This is a genomic window from Ruegeria sp. G5 (genome assembly GCF_056533365.1).
This window is the reverse complement of sequence record NZ_JBQFOK010000008.1, coordinates 59,711-76,336: the sequence shown is the minus strand read 5'-3', so window position 1 is coordinate 76,336 and position 16,626 is coordinate 59,711. Positions and strand designations below refer to the sequence as shown.

14 protein-coding genes are annotated in these 16,626 nt (G+C 53.4%); 5 read left to right on the top strand and 9 right to left on the bottom strand.

Annotated features, from left to right (window positions below; translation table 11 throughout):
- Nucleotides 1-64 precede the first annotated feature (64 nt).
- Entirely contained in the window at nt 65-1,702 is a 1,638-nt protein-coding gene (locus ACR0BD_RS14325) for a winged helix-turn-helix domain-containing protein (RefSeq protein WP_480831417.1), read from the bottom strand.
- A 143-nt stretch (nt 1,703-1,845) separates the two neighbouring features.
- On the opposite strand from ACR0BD_RS14325, the gene ACR0BD_RS14320 reads away from it, so the two are divergent.
- Nucleotides 1,846-2,319, top strand: coding sequence for an SRPBCC family protein (locus tag ACR0BD_RS14320; protein WP_480831415.1), 474 nt, complete (start codon nt 1,846-1,848; stop codon nt 2,317-2,319).
- A gap of 83 nt (nt 2,320-2,402) precedes the next feature.
- Here ACR0BD_RS14320 and ACR0BD_RS14315 read toward each other — a convergent pair whose 3' ends face one another.
- A complete protein-coding gene (locus ACR0BD_RS14315; RefSeq protein WP_480831413.1) occupies nt 2,403-4,250 on the bottom strand; it encodes a dihydroxy-acid dehydratase domain-containing protein in 1,848 nt (615 codons plus the stop codon).
- An 808-nt stretch (nt 4,251-5,058) separates the two neighbouring features.
- On the opposite strand from ACR0BD_RS14315, the gene ACR0BD_RS14310 reads away from it, so the two are divergent.
- Nucleotides 5,059-5,445: a hypothetical protein gene (locus ACR0BD_RS14310; RefSeq protein ID WP_480831411.1), complete on the top strand. Its 387-nt coding sequence runs from the start codon at nt 5,059-5,061 to the stop codon at nt 5,443-5,445.
- A gap of 169 nt (nt 5,446-5,614) precedes the next feature.
- On the opposite strand, the gene ACR0BD_RS14305 is transcribed toward ACR0BD_RS14310, so the two are convergent.
- On the bottom strand, nt 5,615-6,001 hold the full coding sequence (locus ACR0BD_RS14305; RefSeq protein ID WP_480831409.1) for a RidA family protein: 387 nt from the start codon (nt 5,999-6,001) through the stop codon (nt 5,615-5,617).
- A 119-nt stretch (nt 6,002-6,120) separates the two neighbouring features.
- Here ACR0BD_RS14305 and ACR0BD_RS14300 point away from each other — a divergent pair, with 119 nt between their 5' ends.
- The gene (locus tag ACR0BD_RS14300; protein ID WP_480831406.1) at nt 6,121-6,597 is read left to right on the top strand and encodes an Lrp/AsnC family transcriptional regulator; all 477 of its coding nucleotides are present in this window, start codon (nt 6,121-6,123) and stop codon (nt 6,595-6,597) included.
- Between the two features lie 636 nt (nt 6,598-7,233).
- On the top strand, nt 7,234-7,869 hold the full coding sequence (locus ACR0BD_RS14295; RefSeq protein ID WP_480831404.1) for a glutathione S-transferase: 636 nt from the start codon (nt 7,234-7,236) through the stop codon (nt 7,867-7,869).
- Between the two features lie 110 nt (nt 7,870-7,979).
- On the opposite strand, the gene ACR0BD_RS14290 is transcribed toward ACR0BD_RS14295, so the two are convergent.
- The 4 genes from ACR0BD_RS14290 to ACR0BD_RS14275 form a co-directional block, all read right to left on the bottom strand.
- Nucleotides 7,980-8,357 (bottom strand): hypothetical protein, encoded by a 378-nt coding sequence (locus ACR0BD_RS14290; RefSeq protein ID WP_480831402.1) that lies wholly within the window; start codon nt 8,355-8,357, stop codon nt 7,980-7,982.
- 534 nt (nt 8,358-8,891) lie between these two features.
- Nucleotides 8,892-9,284, bottom strand: coding sequence for a GtrA family protein (locus ACR0BD_RS14285; protein WP_480831400.1), 393 nt, complete (start codon nt 9,282-9,284; stop codon nt 8,892-8,894).
- Nucleotides 9,285-9,291: 7 nt separating this feature from the next.
- The gene (locus ACR0BD_RS14280) at nt 9,292-11,520 is read right to left on the bottom strand and encodes a glycosyltransferase family protein (protein ID WP_480831398.1); all 2,229 of its coding nucleotides are present in this window, start codon (nt 11,518-11,520) and stop codon (nt 9,292-9,294) included.
- A 14-nt stretch (nt 11,521-11,534) separates the two neighbouring features.
- Nucleotides 11,535-12,560 (bottom strand): glycosyltransferase family 2 protein, encoded by a 1,026-nt coding sequence (locus ACR0BD_RS14275; protein WP_480831396.1) that lies wholly within the window; start codon nt 12,558-12,560, stop codon nt 11,535-11,537.
- 118 nt (nt 12,561-12,678) lie between these two features.
- Here ACR0BD_RS14275 and ACR0BD_RS14270 point away from each other — a divergent pair, with 118 nt between their 5' ends.
- Complete coding sequence (locus ACR0BD_RS14270; RefSeq protein ID WP_480831662.1) at nt 12,679-13,548, top strand: ChbG/HpnK family deacetylase; 870 nt, start codon at nt 12,679-12,681, stop codon at nt 13,546-13,548.
- Nucleotides 13,549-13,556: 8 nt separating this feature from the next.
- Here the strand turns inward: ACR0BD_RS14270 and ACR0BD_RS14265 are convergent, their stop codons facing one another.
- Together ACR0BD_RS14265 and ACR0BD_RS14260 are read right to left on the bottom strand one after the other, a co-directional pair.
- Nucleotides 13,557-14,870, bottom strand: coding sequence for a hypothetical protein (locus tag ACR0BD_RS14265; RefSeq protein WP_480831394.1), 1,314 nt, complete (start codon nt 14,868-14,870; stop codon nt 13,557-13,559).
- A 589-nt stretch (nt 14,871-15,459) separates the two neighbouring features.
- Entirely contained in the window at nt 15,460-16,437 is a 978-nt protein-coding gene (locus ACR0BD_RS14260) for a serine hydrolase domain-containing protein (protein ID WP_480831392.1), read from the bottom strand.
- Between the last annotated feature and the right edge of the window lie 189 nt (nt 16,438-16,626).

Below are 16,626 nucleotides of genomic sequence, written 5' to 3'. Positions count from 1 at the left end.
AAAGCGCTGGAGAAGTCACCTAGAGCGGATGTCTGAACTTCGAAACTTTAGTTCCAACCGCGCCCTATTCCGGCAAACCCGCTTCGCGCAAGTCGCTAAGTACACGTTCCAGATCTGAGGCGACAACATACTTGCCTTCATAGTTGTGAAGTACGTCCTGTAGCGAATACTCAGGGTCGAAGTCTATCAACTGCTCTACCGCTTTGCGCGCCTCAGCCTGATCGCCACGGCACATCTGGATGATTGCAAGCACGCGATAGGCCATCGGAGGGATCTCGGACATGCCGTTCATGGTTTCCAAAGCATCGTCACAATTCCGCGTGTGCCATTGCACCCATGCAAGGTTCCATTTGATCCAGTCCTGATGAAGCGGGTCCAGGCGAACAACGCGCAGCATCAGGTCTTCGGCCTCGTCCGCCTGCCCGCTATATGTCAGGGCTTCGGCCAGCGCGGCCATTGCGCTCGTATCGTTTGGGTTGAGTTCCAGTGCTTTTCGAAAGCGTGCCACTGATTTTTCAAGCTCGCCCTCCTGGATATGCATGTATGCCATCGCCGTATGCGAATCATAGTACTCGGGACCGACCTGCACGGCCTTGCGTGCATAGCTGCGTGCGGCATCCAACTCGACAATTGGGTCTTCATCTGTCCATCCCCAACGGTATCTGTTGATGTGAACGAATGTCAGCCCGACATATCCGTAAGGTTGCGTCGGATCGGCTTCAACTGCCGCCAGGTTGGCAAGCCGGGCCTTTTCATTGCCCTCGGGAGTGAAGGAAAAGAGGTGCTGACGCGCTTTCCAATTCAAAAGCAGTGCAGTCAGCTTAGCCTCGTCCGACTTGATCGCTTTCTGGCCTTCTATAGTGATGACGCGTTGCGCCACGGTCGCGACGGTTCTCTGCACGATTTCATCCTGCATGGCGAAGACATCGCCTAGGTCACTGTTGTATACATTTGACCAAAGGCTTTGACCTTGAACGGCATCAATCAATTGGACGGTCACGCGCAGCTGATCACCGCTCTTTTGCTGGCTACCTTCCAAGAGGTAACGGACACCAAGAGCACGGGAGATTTGGCTGACGTCAGTGGTACTTTCTCGAAAACTGAAGCTTGAGTTTCGCGCGATAACAAAGAGTTCGGAATACCGGGATAAATCCACAATGATGCCCTCAGCGATAGCGTCACTGAGGTATTCGGCATCTGCGCCGACGCTTAGGTCTTCGAATGCCAGAACTGCAATCGACGGCTTGTTGGGCAAAGGCGGCTTGTCCGAAGAGGTAAACCTTTCCTTCCCCACCCCCCAGAATGCACCTAAGCCCAACATGAAAACTATGATCAGGCTGAATGCAGCCAATTTCATGCGGTTGGTACCCCCGCCAGTCCCGGATGTAGCCATTGCAGCGGACGTTCCTGTAGAGAGAGGCGTCGGAACCAATCGATAGCCTTTCTTGGAAAGCGTTTGAATCATCTTGTGATCAGTATCATTCAATGCCCTGCGAATATCCGCGATACATTGAGATAGGCTGTCATCGGTGACGGCTGCCTTGGCCCATACGTTTTCAATTAATTCGGCCTTTGAAACGGTCTCGCCTACCCGATCAACGAGATATGAAAGAACTTCGGAACTCTGGCGCCGCAGATGCACCGGGTTCCCGGACCCATCGCGCAACTCATCCGCCTCAACAGAAAAAACGAAGTCGCCCAAGGGAACATCACTGAAAGATTTCAGATTTTTTTCAGCTTTTTCTCCGGACATTTCGACCGCCTCCATGCGCCAATAAGCCTGCGAAGACTCTCATCATGAGGCAAGAAGATTCTGCTGCTTTTAAACTCTCGAAAGGAAACAACATGACACCCATAACCAGTCTCTCAGCCATTGCCGCCAGTCTGCTTTGCGCCACGATGGCGTGTTCAGGAGAGTTTCAGGTAAAACGGTCCCTAGAACTTTCACCTTCAACGCCAAACGTTTGGCACCTGATCGGTGACTTTTGCGACATTGATGATTGGCATCCGAATGTATCGTCGTGTGCGCTGAAAGTCATGGATGGCTCGCTGGTCCGCGTGTTGACCACAGAAGCCGGAGACCAGATGGTTCAAAAGCGCATCGCGCAAGAAGAAGGGCTTTCCTACACATACAAGATGGTCAGCTCCTCTATGCCCTTAGAGAAATACACGGCCACGTTGTCAGTACAGCCCGGGGATAGCCTGCTCATCGAGTGGATTGCGAATTTCTCATCCGATGACCCAGCGATGGAAAGCTATGTGGTCGACAACATTGAAACCGGATTGTCAGCGATAGAAAGCAGCCTTGCATCGCATTGATATCGGATAATGTTGGCGAGCTTAGGACCCTCCAGACTAGCCGAGGTGGAACTGAACGATTTGCTAGGCTATTGGTCGAGATGTCATTTCCTCCAGCGATTTGTGGGAGAAAATGCAGAGCGCATCGGCTCCCGCGGTGCGTTGAGCCACAACTCACGACCTGAGTGTATACCCCCGCCCTGAACAGCGGGTACAGCAGACGTTCGCATGCGATGCAAAAGACGGGTGTCCGCAACTCCACAATTTGGATGAACACCGCCATTTCCGGCGACTTCTGCTTCCCACTGCGCACGGCGTTCGGCGACGATGTCTGAATCTTCCAGGACCGGTGCATTAAGTTCGTTTACGTTCAGATCAGCAACGATCTCGTCACCGTCTTTGATCAAGGCTATTGGCCCCCCAAGCGCCGCCTCAGGCCCGACATGACCGATAACCAGCCCGACTGACCCGCCCGAGAAACGCGCGTCCGTCATTAGGGCAACAGTAATCCCACGCTCACGACACAGCGTCGTGATCCGCGCAGTGGCATCCAGCATCTCTGGCATGCCAGGAGCACCCGAAGGCCCCTCGTATCGGACAATGATCATGTCATTGTCTTCGAACCCCATCGGATGAGTATCGAGCATTTCGAGTAGACGCGCCTCACCTTCGAAGACCCGCGCCCTGCCTTTGAATACGTTGTTCTCAAGGCCACGCTCCACGCCGGCCAGCTTGAGGATGGCGCTGAATTCGGGCGACAGATTTCCGCCCAGCAGGCGCAACCCTCCCGTTTCCTTGAACGGGGCCGAAACGGGATAGATCACTTTTCCATCCGGCGCAGCAGCGCCCAGTCGTTCGACCTGTTCGGCCAGGCTTTCGCCTGTACAGGTCGGGGCATCACCGTTGACAATACCGGCGTCTATCAACTCCTTCACAATCACCTGCACACCACCGACACGGTCGATATCCACCATTGAATAGCGGCCATAGGGGCGCGCGTCGGTCAGGACCGGAACGACTTTCTGCGACCATTCGTTGAATTCTTCGGGTGTTACAATGTCCTTCCAAAAATTTGCATAACCCGCTGCGCGCGCGATTTCCGGCGCGTGTAGAACAACATTGGTTGAGCCACCGATCGCCATCGCGACAGCCAGTGCATTGCGCAGCGAGTCACGGCCGACGATATCCCTCGGACGTGTGTCATTTTCGATCAGACTTGCAAGGTAGCCCACCAATTGTGATGGGAACTCTTCCATACGACGCGGATCATCGGACGGCGGTGCCACCATATGCAAAGGTTGCATGCCCAAGACCCCGATAAAGGTTTGCATCGTATTGTAGGTAAAGATTCCACCACATGATCCGATACCCGGACAAGCAATGCAGGCAATACGCTTACGGTAAGCGGCGTCCTCGTTTCCGGCAACCTGGTAAGCCGAGATAATATCCAGCATTTCACCAGTTTCAGGGTCCTTTGAGGGATGAATGGAGCCGTCCGACATCATGATGGCAGGCTGATTGTGCTCGAGCAGTGCGGCCAAGGTTCCAACGGGCGGTTTGTCACATGCGACCACGGCGATCGTTCCACCCAGCCCGGATGCAGAGAGGTGCTCGGAAAACACGTCATTGGTCACTTCGCGCCCAATGAGAGAATACCGCATCTCACGGGTTCCGTTGCGAATACCATCAGACGTTGCGATGGAATACTCGGGTTGGACCAGGCGCATAGCGATCTTGCCGGCATCCATGCCGATCTGGTTCCGCAGCGTTTCGTGAATCGCCTCTACTTTCGGCTGCACACCAAGATAGCACTGGCTGTCGCCCTTCGTGCCCACAACGCCAACAGAGGGTGCGTGGATCAATTCCTCATCCGTACCAAGTTCACGCGCAATACCATAAGCTTGGGAATTTCGCCCGGGGTGGTTGTCGATCAGCACAGGGTTCTTGGCCATTGGTTTCCTCCGGAAATTACGTGAGATCTTTATCGACTGAAGTTGGCCAATCAGGTCGCCATTCCGGCAAATCCAAATGCAAAACAAGGCCCTAAAGTCCGTTTACTTCGAAACGTAAACAAGTTTTTTCGTCAATGATACTTAAAACGCTAAAACGAGTTCGACAGGAGCAACGAGGCGCGGCCTCCAAACTCCAAGTTCCCATGCTGCCTTAACGTTGACTTTCACAGATATATTGCAAAGCAACCAGCACATAGCGTTCCCCTGCAAGGTTTAGAACGGCCAAAGTGGTAGCGATTTTCTGACGAGCTAACCTGCCAACTACGCAAATTGCAGAGACGGTCAGAGCCCGAGCGTCATTTGGCCTTTGCGGATCCGGTGCATCAGGTCGTTTCCATCGAGCGTTGACGCCGCTGCGGTGAATGCTTTTAACCCCTGCCCAGTACACCTGTTACTGGAACAATGATCCTGTTCTGCGATCCCGTTCAGGTACTTACAACCGACCATCTCGATTGGGATGGGGCAGCTAAAGCCTGTAAGCAAATTGTTGATTGCGGCGCCCACAGAACTCGCTTTCAGTCGGTTGGCGGTGGTCAAGGTTCAAAATTCTTTGGATATCGATTCATATTGGGCGTAACTATAGCCACAGGAAAACCGTCGGGTTGGTGCGCGATTGGATATAGTATCAAAACGCTCAGACCTCTTTGTGGAGGAACACGACAACGGTACGAAACTAACGCTGCGCGCGCGTAACCCATTGGTGTCGTGGTTCGCAACGACAGTTGGAGCATTTCTATCCTTAGGACCAATGACACTAATCGCCTACGGCTTCTCAGTGCCCAACTATTCTACGGTGCTAACTGCGACGGGTTTAATGGCACTAGTGTTTTGGTTGACTTGGCATGTAGGATGGCGTCCGCGACAATTTCACATTGTATTTTCGCGCGGCTTTTTGCGGGTCAACAAACAGCACTTTGATTATGCGGACATCCAGTCCTACGGATTAAGCGAGTATGGAGGCGGCATTGTCGACCCAGTATCAATCGGCGTGCCACGCAACATAACGATCGGACCGCATATCTACATAGATATCGGCGGAAAATACTTGCCGATTACCGTAGGCTTGAAAAAAGAACAGGCGAAAGAAGCCTTGAGATTGTTTAGCATTTTGTTTGACGCACATCATTCAAGTTAACCCATAAGCGAATGGTCTGCTTCGGGCACTTCACTGATATTGTCTTTGCCGAAACGGATCGTCCGCAATCGGATATCAACGCAATTCGTTTTGGTCTTGTCAGGCTGGCAAAACCCGGACGAAGTGTGCTTTCGTTGCGGTTGCGCAAGTGATCGCTTGTTCAAAAAACCTAGCTCATGGCGATCAGTTCAATCTCGACCAGCCAAGACGGATCGAGTGTTGTCACAACTATCGCTGTCGTCGGCACGACATGGCCACAAAGCGCAGCTTCGCGGGCCGCTTGATTCTTCTCCGCGTACTCAGGTCGAGCGAGGTAGCTGGTCAAGCGAACGATATTTTCAACTGTCATATCAGCCTCAACCAAGATGCGTTGCAAATTCTTCCAGATCAAATCAAGCTGCGCTTCCAGATCAGCAGGAGCAGATCCATCTTCGGACAAACCCGTTGTACCACTAACGAATAATTGCCGTGTCGCACCAGAGACCTCCATCCCATGAACATAGTCGCGTGTTGCTGGGTAAATTCCTTCGGATGGGTTTATCTTTCTTAACTTCATCTGAATATCCTTTTGAATTATGGTGCGATTGCCGAAGAAAAAAGTTGTGAAAAGGCGTATCTAGCGATATGATAAAAGAAACAGAAGATCTTCAGCGAATTGTTCAGTCAAAGCGCCCTTTGGATGAATTCGACCGAAAAATATTAACCGCTCTGACAGACGACGGCCGCGCAACCTACGCTGATGTCGGTGAAAAGGTCGGGCTTTCCGCCCCTGCCGTCCACGAGCGTGTAAAGCGGCTCAGGCAACAAGTCATCAAGGGGATCCGTGCGCAACTTGATGGCCCGTCATGCGGAAAGAACTTCCTCGCCTTCGTTCATGTTGAGGCGGATGGCTGGGGAAAAAACGAACGCATGATGAGACTTCATGACTTTCCCGAGGTTGAAGAAATGCACTCCGTTGCCGGTGATACCTGTGTGATCATCAAAGTGCGCACTGCGAACGCACAAGCGCTCGAAGAGTTTTTGGCGCAGCTCTACATTCTGCCGGGTGTAAAAAGCAGCAAGAGCTATGTGGTTCTGTCAACATATCTTGAGCGCGGGGTTCAAGCGGAGGTGACGACCGAATGGCCCGACGTGCCGCTACCGACATCTTGAAACCGTTATCAGGCGTCGTGCTGCATCGTGCATTTTGGGTAAATTCCCATCCCAATTTGATGCGTGAGGGCAAGGCTTTGGCCAGGAACGCGCAAACTGCACTTCTTGGAGTCGTTTTTCAACTTTCTGCTTCGTGAAGGCCAATGATTGTCACGTCTGAAGATATAGACAAACACAAGCGCTCGAGAAAAACTTTGGCCGGATGAGACACGCTTTTATCCGGTCATGAAGGACGGATATTTGCTTCGCACATAGTTAAGCTTAGTGGATCGGGTCACAGATATGAACGAGCGGAGATGCTCTTCGATCCCGATCCAGAGGTTGCAATAAATGCGTTGCTACCTCTTCTCAACTAATAAGTTGACCGGGTCACTCCTGACGTAGTCCTTGCGACTTACATAAGCGAGGTGCGGTAAGGAGACGAAAACGAAATCGCACGTTAACACAAGAAGAAGACGATGAAGAGCGCAGCATCATTGACTATGGCTCCCAAAGCCGAATTTGACGAAGGTGCAGCGTTTTTACCTTTACGGAAGGATCGCCACCCCTCTACGTCTATCAACAGTTAGCATGAGCACCAATTGGCAATCGATTGCAGGTTTGACCAGCCACGTAGATCTGGAGATAAATCCTCGTATGGATAACTACCCTATCTTTTGGACGTTTCGTCGCTGCCCTTACGCGATAAGAGCACGGCTCGCACTTGCGAGTTCACGAGTAACAGTCGAGTTGCGCGAAATTCTCTTGCGGGACAAGCCAGAGGCTTTCTTGCAAACATCTCCATCCGGCACAGTGCCCGCGCTTCGCCTTCCAGACAAAGTCATAGATGAAAGCCTGGAAATCATGGTTTGGGCGCTACAACAAAATGACCCGCAGCGGCTTTTGGACATGCCTTCAGAAGGTTGGGACTTGATTTCGGTGAATGATGGCCCGTTCAAAGCTGCATTGGATCACACAAAATACGCCACGCGTTATCCGGATCTGGACGTCAATGAGGAACGCAAGAAGGCGATGGGCTACTTACACGGACTCAACGAACGGCTAGTTGGGCGGGCTTGGCTGTTCGGAGATAGGCCCACCCTAGCCGATCTAGCGCTTCTGCCATTTGTTCGCCAATTTGCACATATAGACCGGGCGTGGTTTGATGCACAGGAGTGGCCAAGTTTAGTGGCTTGGTTGGATCAGTTCCTGGACAGTAACGAATTTGAACTTGTAATGAGAAAGTACACGAAGTGGTCAGAAGGCGATGGGCCGATTTGGTTCAAAAGCTGAACCGAAGACGTCGTAACCGAGCCTAAGCGGAAATGCAGCGGTATCGTTTTCTTATTCGATAGCATCCCGGAAGCAGACACTATGGCTGACGCAATCCACAAAGAGTTTGTTCAAGGTATACAGTAAAAAGCAAGGCCTGATCCAGAGAACGAGGAAATTTGCTCAACCAGTGTACCATGCTTGATGTTACAATCGGTTTGCTCATTCACCGCCCGACCAATTTGGCGCACATTTTGGCCTTTGATGTTTGTCGCTACCAAACGCGATATTTGTGAGTTAGGGAAAACAATTTTTCTCACGACGAAAGGCTTCTTCGGCCCTTGTAATGTAGTTCCCGGCAATTTGGCATACTCCCTCAGCGCTCTGGCTTGTTGATTTTTGTTCAGATTGCCTGCGTGAGGAGATTGATACGTCTTAATTGCCACTTCTGCGGCTACGCTTCCAGAAGCTAGACCGATCAATACCGTTAGTATCGTGAAAACCCGCATTTAAATACTCCAAGTCAATTCCTATCGAACCTTAGGCTGCGAGTTTGGTGACTTTGTGGCAGATATTCGAGAAAAGCGAGTAAACCTCGCTCTCGAATAAACCGAAAGGGTGCGGGCGGCCCATGGCTGCCATCCTCAATGACCAGCATCGCTGCGATGCGGCTTCCCAGAAACGGGCATGATCGTCTTCGAAGAGCTTCGAAAGCGCCAGTGACGGAAAAACTGGCAGAACCACTATTCACTCCTACCGAGCAACAGTTCGCTTCCGAGCCTTCATGCTATCGCCGGGGCTCCGGTAAGAAGCGCTGTGCACAGGATAAAGTCCGTCGGATAACGCTATCAAAAACCACGCGTTAAACCAATGAAGGTCAATGATCAAAAACTTGCAAAAGATTCCACGGCGCCTCGGAGAAGACTATTGTCCTTTGTTTTTCCTCTATTGCCCGGTCCTCAGCACTAAGCTAGCGGTGTCTTTCCAAGTCGCCAACAGCGAGTTATGACGACCTATCCGTTCAGCAATTGCTGCACGGATGGTCAATTCTTAAAGGACCAAAACTTGTTCAGCCCAAAGGTGACGATTAACAACAGCCCCGTTGTCAGAACCTGAGCGATTGGATAGGGCAGTCGCAGAGAAAGCGTTAGAAATGCCATTAGAACCGTATTCAGCACGACAGCCAGAAACGCGGTGAAAAAGAATTTTGGCGCGGTTTTGCGGTGCTGGGCGGTTGATTGGAAAGTGATGTTTCTGTTCAGGACATAGCTGACGATGGCACCGACAAGCGCTCCGAACAGGGACGCTGTGACCGGTTGTACCCGGGCCGCTTCGACCAGACTGAACAAAACCGCATAGTGGCAGATTGTTGCAATCGCGCCGACACTAAAAAAAGTGGCGAACTGGCGTAGTATGGATGTTTGCCTCATGCCCATGCTGACCTCATCTTGCTGAGGCTAAGCCCGCAATCGCACCGAGCAGGTTGTCACGTGTCAGCGGATCAAAGCGGAAGACAACTTGGCTCTGCTCAGCGGGGATAGGAACGGATCGAAACAGATCGTCATGTTTTACAATTTCAACCACCTGTCCGTTCACAGTGGCACTCCAGCCTGGATAGTAGAAATCGCGCAGAACGAGCGTTCCTGCGTCGCCCGAGCCGACCTCCATCTCGATTTCGGAATTTTCGTAGGTTTTGACCGAGATCTCGCGTTCCAGTCCAGACCCATTGCCCGAGAGGACAACGGCACGGGGCAGAGCTTGAGTGTTTTCATAGAAGTACGCCGTGCGCCATTTGTGCTTTGCCATGCCCAAAAGGGTAAAGTGGTCGGCACTGAAACCGGGGTCGATTTCATCCAGCGGCGCGCCGCTGACGACATAGCGCAGGCCAAGCTGTTTTGCCATTTCGCTATCATAACCCGTCATTTTGTCGCCAAAGCGGCGTTTGGTGCTGGCGTTATTTTGCATGTCCGGCGCTATATGTTGCTCGAATCCAGAAAGGCGTAGTGGGTTGTAACCCAAAAGCCCCTGGGACTGGACCACTTGCGGCAGGTTCTGGACCACAGGACCCAACCCGATAATCTCGGTGCGCCAGGGCACGCCGAGCGGGTCTGTCTTTGACAACAGGGGCAATACTTGCGCAAAGATCGGATGATCACCGGGTTGTTCGAGGACCTGATATGCCTCGGGCTGCCGGGCATTCATGCGGGTGTTGGACGAGTGAAAGACGAGATCTGCCGCCACAATGCCCACGAGTGCGACAAGTGCCATCTGGCTTGGCCGTCCAACACGCTGCGCGAAGACAATCGCGACAACGCTGGCCGCAACAATAACCCCCGGAACAATGAGGCTGTTGGCAAAATCTGCCAGCCGCTCATAGCTGAGCGCCAACCCAAACATCCGGCCAAACAGAGCCAGCAGGGCAATCGAAACCAGCAGGACCAGCAGCCAATTGCGATGGGTAAAGCGCATCTGCAGACCTTGCTGGAACAGGGCACCGGTCAGTAGGGCGAGCGAGAACCCAAAGATGAACAAGGCGTCTGAAGGGCGGCGAAACAGATCCACGCCGGGAATTGCGTCATAGAAGACCCGAAAAACCGGTGTGTAGCGACCAAGCGCGTAGATGGCACAAACCAAGCAGGCGATCGCGAAGAACCGAGCCTCTTTTGCGAAAAGCTGGCGTTTGAGGATGCCAAACCAGACGATCGCCACCAAAGGCACCATGCCGCAATACATGTGCAGCATTCCGCGATGGATCTTGAGCCCTTGTTCGCCCCAGATTTGGCTTGTAGGCCCCCAATACTTACCTCCGTCCAATCGCAGAGATCCAAAATACTCGGGCAGTATGAAGGTAAACAGCGCTGCGGGATGTAGCGATTGCCAACTGGCCTGCAGATAGGAGAATTCGGGCCGGTTGCTGTCATTGGCCAGTTGCAACAGCAATATCACAGGTACCGCAATCAGCAGCAGGGACACAGTTCCGCCAATTGCGACAGGCAGATGGATCTTCCGCATGGCCCCGGGTCGTTGGTGCCTAAAGTCTTTGAACATAGCCGCCAGCCAATAGGCGAATAGCAGCCACGCCCCCAGATAGGCCACGTGATTGCGGTCGATCAATACAAGGGCCAAGGCGATGCCAAAGGTCAATCCCCTCCAGACGCCGCCATAAACCAGCACGGCCTTGAGCCGCCATAGTGCTACGGCCAGCCACATATAACTGACGGTCATCAACATATGTTCCAGCCGCAGGCTGGAGGGTCCGGCCATCATATAGACCAACGCGGCGATCAATGAGGCCTCCCACCGCCATCCGCTGACTTTGCCGAACCCGAAAATGGCAAACGCGCCGATCAGCAGATGCAGCAGATGCACTGCATCTACCAGATGCATACTGGGCGCGGGGCTGATCAGGATGGGAATCCAGAAGGTCGGGGTCCAAATCGCCGATTGGGGGTCGGCGATCATTGGAAAGCCACCGTAGTGATGTGGGCTCCAATCAAAGCTGCTACCGGAGTGCCAGGCGTCAGCAACGAACCGGATCATCGGATAGAAGTGGTTTTTCGCATCGTAGGGGATGATCCGACCATCCAGAAACCAGGGCCAGCAGAATGCGAGCCAGATCACGGTGATGGCCAGCAGGCAGCATGCCGAATTACGTTGGTCTTTGGACAGCATGAAGAGGGCCCGGGTCAGGAGGACAGCTGTTTGATTTCGGCAACCTCAAGGTCGCGAGACCGGGTCTGATCAAAACCACGTTTTGTGCTGATCAGATAGAGCGGACGTTGTTTTACCTCTTGCAAGACCCGACCCAGGTAATCGCCGATGATGCCCAAGCCTAGCAGTTGAATGCCCGAGAAGAAGCAGATGGCCACCATCAAAGACGCGTAGCCGGGAAGGTCGATGCCAAAGATCAACGTTTTGGCAAAGATGAACCCACCGTAAGCAAAGGACGGGATCGCGAGGAACAGTCCGACATATGTCCAGATCTTCAACGGTACCGTGGAAAAAGAAGTGATGGCCCCGAGTGCGAACAGATACAGCCGCAGGATGCTCCAGGCGGATTGGCCCTCGGCGCGGGGGGCGACTTCGAACGGGACGGCGACACGCTTGTAGCCAACCCATGCATACAGTCCTTTGGTGAACCGCTCTCGTTCCGGCAACGACAAAAGCGCGTCAACGACCTTGCGGTCCATCAGCAGGAAGTCCCCGAGCCCTTTCATCAATTTCACATCCGAGACTGCAGAAAACAACCGGTAGAAACTGCGTGTCATAAAGCTGCGCAGGGGGCCGTCACCATCGCGGGACGTGCGCTGCCCATAAACAAGCTCGGCCCCGTTTTTCCATTCGGCATAAAAGTTCTGGATGATTTCGGGCGGGTGCTGAAGATCGGCATCAATCTGGATGACTGCCTGACCCGAGGCATGGGTCAGCCCGGCATTCAGCGCAGCTTCCTTGCCGAAGTTCCGGCTGAAAACTAGGCACTTAATCCTGTCGTTCTTCTCGGCCGCCTCAAGTATACGGGTGGCGGTGTCGTCACGGCTGCCATCGTCAATCAGGATGATCTCGTATCGCGGCTCGGTCTCGCTGACCACTTGAATCAGCCGGTCCAACAACTGATCAACGTTCTTGGCTTCATTGAACATAGGCACAATGATCGAAAGAACCGGCGGGGCCGCCGCTGGGCCGAACCGGGAAATCTCAGAGCTGAATGTCATTTGAACCCCCGATTGAGTACTTGAGTTGTTTTCTTGGAAGACCCTGTATTTGCGGATAAATGATTGAACTTGCAGAGTCGAACAACGGGCGCTCAAGCTCTCTCAACATCACGTGACAATGACCGAAGGAACCGTAACAATGATGCATTTCACGCTGTGTTCGGATGATTTCGGACTGCATCAGGGAACGGATGACGGGATTGTCGAACTGGTCCGGGCCGGGCGTCTGAATGCGGTCAGTTGCATGAGCGTGGGCGAGACTTTGGAAAAAAACGCGCCCAATTTGGTGCAGGCCGCCGCATCAGCGGAACATCAGGTTCAGATCGGGCTGCATCTGACGTTTACAGAGTACGCTCCGTTGGGGGCCATGCCGCATCTGGCCCCGGGTGGGGTCTTGCCCACGGTCGGAACATTGATCAAGCGCGCGCATCTGCATCAGCTGAACCAGACAGAGATCGTCGAGCAGATCAAACAACAGGTGCACATCTTCTCCGAGACGTTTGGCAGATCACCCGATTTTCTGGACGGCCACCAACATGCCCATATCTTACCCGGTATCCGTGACGCTGTGATTGCGACCGTGAAAGATATGCCGCGCGGCGTGTGGGTCCGTTCCTGCGATTTGCCCATGGCAGAGATTGGACGTCTGGGCGTAGGCAAGCGCCGCGCTGCGGTCATCTCGACCCTTTCGCGGGGTCTTAAGCGCAGGCTGCTGCGCCAAGGCATTCCCACCAATGACGTGTTTTACGGGGTAAACGATTTTGATCCGGACCAAGAGTTTGGCGGTTTGATGCAACGCTGGCTGACTGCTGCCAGGAACGCGAAAAATTCGGCGCTGATCATGTGCCATCCCGGGCATGCCCATGATACCGGCATATGGGATCCGATCGCAGCCCGTAGGCCGGATGAGCTGTCTTATCTGGCCTCGGCGCAGTTTTTGCAGGACATGCAGGATAATGACCTAACCCTTGCTGCGCCAAGGTCCTGAGTTTGGGCTTAGAAAGCATAGTCCTGAAAGAACTCAAGCCCGACATCCGGGTGCGTTGTCGCAAGCCCCAACATCCAGGTTGAGAAATCAATCGCTTCAAGCCGTCGAACCTGCAGGCTGGGATCTTTGGCGGAACATCGCCACATGAATTCAAGGTTTTCGTGTTCGTACCGGCAGGCACCGGTTTCCCAAAGTGTCTTAAGTTCGGTCAGAATGGTCTGCGTCCCATCGGTCATGTCCACTGGCAGAAATCCGGCCATGATCGCGGGTGATGCTGTTTGATTGGGATTCTGACCCAACCGCGCCACGCCATAGCGGTATTTCTCAATTTGGTTTTGCTGATCGAACACGATCTCGGACCCTGCGCCCAGCCCCCACAGACCCGCCGCCGCGCCATTGTTTTCAAACCACTGCCGGTCGGCTTTTTTTAACTCGCGCAGTTCTTCCAGGAAGGCCGGATCGCGCGCGTAGTCGCCGCACAGATAGAAAGCAAACTGATGCGTGAAATGCGAAGGTACGCTGCCGCTGGGTTTACCCAGAAGCGTCAGGTTTTCATATTTCGGCATTGGCAGGTCTTCGACCTCGTCAAAATGGCTGTGCCAGAACAAGGTGGCGTCCCCTTCATTTCGGGTCAGCCGTTCGAAACGGGCCGCCATGCAAGGCAGTAGGGCGTATTCGTCAAAGGGAATGGTGGCCACACTGTCAGTAGGACGTTCGGCCTCGGCACCGTAAAAGACCAGATGGATCGAGCCCCGTTTGGGGTCACGGATGGCCGTAGTCCAATTGGTCGACATCACCAATTGCTGTGCCAGTTCCGCGGCCCTTGGGATAGGCGTGTTCTCGCGTTTGGCTTTGTCGACCAGATAATTGCTCAAAATCGCGGCACCCGCGCTGAGGATGGCGGTATCGATGGTTGAGTATTTGTCTTTGCTTCCTTTCGGCACTGCGCCCGTCTTGGCGTTGAACCAATGACGGTACCACCCATTGGCAGAACGCTCTACGGCGAAGCTCGTGTGTTGGTTCAGACCCAGCAGGTGTTCAAGAGTGATCTCGGCTTTTTGTTCAGCATCAGATATCACGCCGGTTGCGTCACCAATGGCAAGGCTAATCAATCCCATTCCGCTTGCAGCTATCGATGAAATCGGCGACCCGTTTCTGTCGTCCAGACGTATCGAGTCCAGATACTGACCAGTCTCGCCATCGCGGAATTTCTGATCATAGAGCAGCAAAGCATCCCGCAGGCGTTCAGCTGCAAAGGCGCTCAGATCATCAGCCCGGACCGGGGCTGCCAAAACCAAAGCGCATAAAAGGAAACGGAGCATGGAAATCTCTCGGTAACAAGTTGACAAAAATCAGCTATTCGTGAAGCGCCCGCTTGGCATCACACAATTTGGTGTGCACAGAAAATTGTGAATTGCCCGTGATCATCTTTGGGGTTTCGGTATCTGATGCAAGCTCTTGGGTATTAACGAGTTCAGATGCCGCGGGTGAAAGAGCCTCACAGGATGGACATTGCCGCTTCGTCAAACCGAATTCACCTTGGTTTAAGCGGACTCAGAGCTTTTCCAGCGACTAGCAGAGCGATTTCCAAGACTTTGCAGTACGTCTGAATCGCCGCGCAGTTCTATCCAATGTCAGTGAAGGCACTAAATGGCGGCTTTGTCGGGTGTCGCACTTGGGAAGCCCCTTTGAGCTCACCACGGGCCAGCAGTTCCAGTCTGAGTGCAGGACCGTATGTATGATGTACTCCAAATCACAGGATCTGCCGACAAAGAACAAAACCCTCACGATTTCTCTAGTTCAGAAACTGGAATTCGTCATCTCCATCGAAGAAAAGGATCGCAAACACGACCAGATTTGAAAGGAAACAAAAGACTCTATGCAGTCATCCGACGGTTCGGGGCGTTCGGCCTATGCGACTTCTATTACCGGGCCATCCAACAGCCGAACGAGATCTCCGAAGTAGCCACCTGATCGGGCGGGCAACGTGGGATCAGAAGTTATCACGACGGCGAGGTTTCGTTCGAAGTGTGCCGCGATGATTTGGCCGCCATAGCCTCTCGCTAGGGAATAGCCGGAAGGCGACAAGAACCATCCGTATCCGTATTCCAGACCTGACCAAGGGGATCGAGCGTAGGGTTTGGTTGAAGCCTCAATCCAATTTTGGGGAATGATCTGAGTCCCCTGAAAGGCCCCGCGATTAAGCAATAGGGTTGCGATCTCCAACATCGCCGTGGGTTTCAGGGCCATCTCATTTCCGCCAAGATAGTAGCCTTGCGGGTCTCGCGTCCATGCGGGTATCTCAATTCCCAGCGGGTCACCGAGCCGCTCCCGAGCCTGCTGAAGAAGGGTCTTCCCTGTAGCTTCAGCAAGCGCAGCCCCGAGGAGATGTGTTGAACCTGTTGAGTACAGCATGCGCGTCCCCGGCTCTGCCACCATCGGACGGGTCAGAGCGTCTGCAATCCAGTTTTGTGAGCGCACCCAATCACCGTAGTTTGGGCCTGAAGTTCTTTCGAGACCCGCCCGCAGTGTCACCAAATCCTCCATCGAAATCTCGGCTGCTCCAGGAGTGGCATCTGGCGGAAGAATGCCGGGCGCGACCTCGCCAAGAGTCGAATTGATCGACGGGATTTCGCCGTTTTCGATCGCCACCCCAAGAAGCAGGGAGACGATGCTCTTCGAGCAGGATTTGATATTAGCCAATCGGTTGAGACCGGGGCCACGAGGCGCCTCGGCAAAGACTGTGTCGTCGCCTCTTTTGATCTGAAGGGAATGTAGTTGCGGGAGTTGGCCAATCGCTTCGCTTAGTGCACCGGCCCGTGCCCTCGCGATGTGCGGAGCAGCAACTACACTAGTTGCGGCTGCAATAAACTGTCGGCGACTGATCATACCAGCACATGTGGCTACGTTTGCCGAAATTTCCAGTCCCGCGGATTTCTCATTTTGTGACTGTCAGTTGTCTTAGTTGCTAAGCAACTTCCGGGCTGTAAAACGTAGGCGCCGACTTATTATATTCAAAAGTAATGCATTAATGGCGCAGAAAACAACGCGCCAAACTGAGCGCGAGCGCCTGTCGCG

What these genes read in the sequence shown, in the direction of transcription:
- ACR0BD_RS14270 (WP_480831662.1), top strand. Translation starts at nt 12,679, where the DNA reads ATGACCGAAGGAACCGTAACAATGATGCATTTCACGCTGTGTTCGGAT.
- ACR0BD_RS14310 (WP_480831411.1), top strand. Translation starts at nt 5,059, where the DNA reads ATGACACTAATCGCCTACGGCTTCTCAGTGCCCAACTATTCTACGGTG.
- ACR0BD_RS14275 (WP_480831396.1), bottom strand. Translation starts at nt 12,560, where the DNA reads ATGACATTCAGCTCTGAGATTTCCCGGTTCGGCCCAGCGGCGGCCCCG.
- ACR0BD_RS14265 (WP_480831394.1), bottom strand. Translation starts at nt 14,870, where the DNA reads ATGCTCCGTTTCCTTTTATGCGCTTTGGTTTTGGCAGCCCCGGTCCGG.
- ACR0BD_RS14305 (WP_480831409.1), bottom strand. Translation starts at nt 6,001, where the DNA reads ATGAAGTTAAGAAAGATAAACCCATCCGAAGGAATTTACCCAGCAACA.
- ACR0BD_RS14285 (WP_480831400.1), bottom strand. Translation starts at nt 9,284, where the DNA reads ATGGGCATGAGGCAAACATCCATACTACGCCAGTTCGCCACTTTTTTT.
- ACR0BD_RS14260 (WP_480831392.1), bottom strand. Translation starts at nt 16,437, where the DNA reads ATGATCAGTCGCCGACAGTTTATTGCAGCCGCAACTAGTGTAGTTGCT.
- ACR0BD_RS14320 (WP_480831415.1), top strand. Translation starts at nt 1,846, where the DNA reads ATGACACCCATAACCAGTCTCTCAGCCATTGCCGCCAGTCTGCTTTGC.
- ACR0BD_RS14280 (WP_480831398.1), bottom strand. Translation starts at nt 11,520, where the DNA reads ATGCTGTCCAAAGACCAACGTAATTCGGCATGCTGCCTGCTGGCCATC.
- ACR0BD_RS14295 (WP_480831404.1), top strand. Translation starts at nt 7,234, where the DNA reads ATGGATAACTACCCTATCTTTTGGACGTTTCGTCGCTGCCCTTACGCG.
- ACR0BD_RS14315 (WP_480831413.1), bottom strand. Translation starts at nt 4,250, where the DNA reads ATGGCCAAGAACCCTGTGCTGATCGACAACCACCCCGGGCGAAATTCC.
- ACR0BD_RS14290 (WP_480831402.1), bottom strand. Translation starts at nt 8,357, where the DNA reads ATGCGGGTTTTCACGATACTAACGGTATTGATCGGTCTAGCTTCTGGA.